4 protein-coding genes are annotated in these 3,635 nt (G+C 51.1%); all 4 read right to left on the reverse strand.

Features of this window, described 5'->3' with window-relative positions:
• Positions 1–73: 73 nt before the first annotated feature.
• Complete coding sequence (locus tag BY454_RS16455; RefSeq protein ID WP_181049738.1) at positions 74–841, reverse strand: tetratricopeptide repeat protein; 768 nt, start codon at positions 839–841, stop codon at positions 74–76.
• Positions 838–1,989 (reverse strand): hypothetical protein, encoded by a 1,152-nt coding sequence (locus BY454_RS16460; protein WP_146082738.1) that lies wholly within the window; start codon positions 1,987–1,989, stop codon positions 838–840. The genes BY454_RS16455 and BY454_RS16460 overlap by 4 nt, the downstream gene beginning before the upstream one ends.
• 59 nt (positions 1,990–2,048) lie before the next feature.
• Entirely contained in the window at positions 2,049–3,092 is a 1,044-nt protein-coding gene (locus BY454_RS16465; protein WP_104417645.1) for a DUF6708 domain-containing protein, read from the reverse strand.
• Between the two features lie 6 nt (positions 3,093–3,098).
• On the reverse strand, positions 3,099–3,635 hold a 537-nt coding region (locus BY454_RS16990; RefSeq protein WP_219820665.1), incomplete at its 5' end, for a hypothetical protein.

Consider the following 3,635-nt stretch of genomic DNA (forward strand, 5'->3'; position numbering starts at 1 on the left):
GCGGGGGACAGTAGCTGGTTCTGTGGCCTGACGGCCACCCGGGGGTGGGTCAAAATTAATGGCCAGTAGTGGGTCACTTTAATTGGCCACTAACAATCTGATCATCATTCATTTTTTTAGCCAACTCGCTTTTCGCTTCTCGGCCTATACCGGTACTCAGGTCATACAACATATAGGCTTTTACCAAGTCCTTTTCTGTGCCTAATCCTTCCTCAAAAAATTCCGCAGCATAGGCTTGGGCAGATCCATCATCTTTTTGAACCCCCTTCATGATCCACTCAAACGCTTTGTCGATATCCTGTTCAATGCCACGGCCTTCTCGATAACTCCATGCAAGATTGTATATGGAGATGGGTGCCCCAGCTTCTGCTTCTTTTTTAAGCCAATAAATATATTTTTGTTCGTTTTTTTCAACTCCCATTTCGGGGCTGCCGTCTCGATAGAGCTTCATGAGATCTGTTTGCCTTGATAACATCCCTCTCTCAGCAGCTTCTATGAGGTATTTCTCCCACTTACTGGCATCCCGTTCCACCCCAATGCCATAGCGATAGATTCGAGCCAGCTCAGAATAGGCTTCAGCGGCACCTTGATCTGCAGATTTTTGGAGCCAAAACCGCCCCATTTTCTCATCAACTTCCACATCCTCATCTTCAAGACCATAGAGATAGGCAGCGCCTACCAGATATTGAGCTTTCATATCACCTGATTTTGCTTTGGCAAGATTGGCCTCAAAGTCCTGCTCATAGAAAATTTCCACCACTTTTTCACCCTTGAAAGCCAGCTCCGCAGACAAAAGGGGACACAAAACCAATAAAGAAACGCCCAAAAACCATCTGATCATTTTGAAAGCTCCACAACATAATCTTCGCGAGGGGAGGTGCCTATCTCTGGCATATACCATACGGTAGCCACGACTTTTCCTTCTCTGGCTTGGATGTCCATGCCATGGCTCAGTATGCTTCGTTCGTTTTCAACCTCCAAACTAAACCCAGAACTCTCAGGAGAAAAAGACTGGACATCCCCAATATCCTTTGATTCAGAAAAGCGAGCCGACTGGCCATGCTGATCTATCGGAAAAAGCTCGCCATCCGCATACCTTGAGCCACTCAAATATCTCTCGCTTCCTTCTGGAGATTTATACTTCAACCAAACCGTCAACACCCCAGCCAATCCCTTCGGAAATTTTATGGTCACCGTCAAATTGAGCCCCTTCGAGCTACTGTTCCCAATGTCATCCAACCAGTTTGGTGGCATTAAGGTTCCACCCCAGGAGTCAATTTTTCTAACCACATCTATATCAAACTCAATCCCACTGAACACCATCTTCAGGGATTCCTGCTCCTCCCGCATGGACTGAAACGGTTGGAAGCGGAAGGTTTCCTGCTCTTTTCCATAAAGACTGCGTCGTAGCCAAGTCGCAATGTTGTTCGGCACCAGCCTGACCAGCAGGTAGGCGCCAATCAGCATAACGACACCGATGATGAAGGGTATTAGGACCAGGGAGGAGGCAGCCAGAGCTAGCAGCCCACCGCCAATACCCAGCCCACCGAGAAACGCCTGGGTACGGACCCGCGACCGCAACTCGCCCCTGCGAGCCATCGACTCTGCTTCGGCCAGGGCCATGAAGCCGTCAATAATGCCTATCACCGCCCCGGCCACTCTCAAGCCATTGCCAATGTTAAGGTATTGGGTGCCCCGCGCCGCCTGGGTGTAGGCCATCTGCCCACCGGCAGCCAGGCCCCGGCGCATATTGCGATCACCAGCGATTTCGAACGTTACCTGGAGTACCCCCAAGGTCGGACCCAGCATTTTCCACCAGGTTTCCAGGCTCTCTGGCTTGTCCTTCAGGGCACTGCCGGTCTCAAAGAAAGAGACAAGTACACAGATGGCCTCAATGAACTTGGTGCTCCCATCCAGCCCTTCCAAACGGCTTTTCTGTTTTTCCAGCTCAAACATCATGCTCTGCTGGTCAAGCAGGGGAATCGTCACGGGCTTTCCGCCGGCTGCGATAGCGTCGCGGCTCACGCCTTCCGCAAAAGCCTAGCCATTTATCGCCAGAGGCCAGAGACGACCCAAGCGATAACGCCTACAAAAGTGCCAACGCCGACGACGGTACAGATCAACGGCCAGTAAAGCTCCCACCATCCGAGCGGACCGTTGTCCCGCCAGGTCAGCACATAAGGATCATCCGCGTCCACGGGGTTCGCCTGTTCCACCTCTTCCGGCCATTGCGGTATTTTGCTGGTGCTCATCGCGAGCATGCGACCGACGGCATTGAGGCCTAACGGGATACATAAGAGAAACATTGTCCATGGGTAGTGGAGGCCTGGCGCAAAAGTGCGAAAAATGCTCCAGCGCCACCCCTCTCTACGACTCTCCAACGGCATCAACAGACTTTTTCGCAATTCTTGATACGTGCGTTCTACGCCATCTGCCTCTTCCATGTAGGGTTGCAGAAACGCCCAGAACTTATCCATTGAGTCTTTCTTCCCGGGAAAGGTATACCCCAGCGAAAACGACTCACGTACCGTTTTGCCATCATCTTCCAGCACATGGGCTCGCAAATCATGGGTGGTACCGGAGAGGGGGCTTTTTGATTCGCCCAGCGTCAGGAATAACGAGTCCCAAGGGACGGTAAGCACTGTGCCATTCTGACGAAAAAAATGAACTTGTCGCGTTTTGCGATTCAGGCGCATGGGGTAGTGGGTGTAGCGGCCACATTCAGTGCGGATGATAAAGCAACCCATAGCAAACACTGCGATTGATACAGGAAGTAAGACAATTAGCATGAACCAGAGGGCTTCACGCTGATTAGTCACCGGCGCCCAGAAAAACGCCCAGATAATGATACATATTCCTGCAGCCCCTAGTGCTGCAATGCATGTTCCAAACCATACACTGAAGCCGGCAATTGGATACCAACGGTCTACTAGATCAATATAGCTACTGTTAACCTTGATTACTGACAGAAAATCCATCGGACGAGCATTGCAAGACTCTTTTTGGTGGAATTGCGCTGCACGCTCCTCCTCAGTCAGAGGACGATCAACGGGAAAACGAATATTACGGAAATCACGTCCTGCATAGTCCATTGCTTCTTATCCCTGCATGTCTGAGAGAGCCAAATCTAGCTCTTTCAATTCAATTCCCGAGCCTTGATAACGCTCAAGCTTGTCAAACTTTCCGAAGTAACAGCGCTCCATCCAGTCCTGGAGCTTATTGTCCTTGAAAATCTCGATTAAGACCGCAATCACGACTACTAAAACGACTAAAACGATACCAATACCCGTAGCTAGTGCTGCAGAACCGAACACTATTGCCCCCCAACCAGAAAAAGCAATCAGAGCAACGCTGGAGCCGAGAGCGGAACCGATGAATAATGTTCCTACCCAACCGTTTCCTTCTCCAAACTCCTGCAGTCCACGCCGAAAATCCCACACGGCCATCACAACTCCCGTGCCGATACCCAATAGTCGACCGCCTGCACGCAACCAGATTCCGATTGTCCGTTCAAGCCGCAATGCGTATCGGCTACCTACTTGCGAAGCTTTCTCCGACCACTTACCCACCGTCTCCGCAAGCGTGCCCGCCAGAGCCGCGACACCAGTGTGATGTCGCCAGCGGTTCTCGTTCTC

The sequence above is a fragment of the Marinobacter persicus genome (assembly GCF_002934325.1).
Taxonomy (GTDB): domain Bacteria; phylum Pseudomonadota; class Gammaproteobacteria; order Pseudomonadales; family Oleiphilaceae; genus Marinobacter; species Marinobacter persicus_A.

Excerpts from the sequence above, each read along its gene's own strand:
- BY454_RS16455 (WP_181049738.1), bottom strand. The coding sequence starts at position 841 with ATGATCAGATGGTTTTTGGGCGTTTCTTTATTGGTTTTGTGTCCCCTT.
- BY454_RS16465 (WP_104417645.1), bottom strand. The coding sequence starts at position 3,092 with ATGGACTATGCAGGACGTGATTTCCGTAATATTCGTTTTCCCGTTGAT.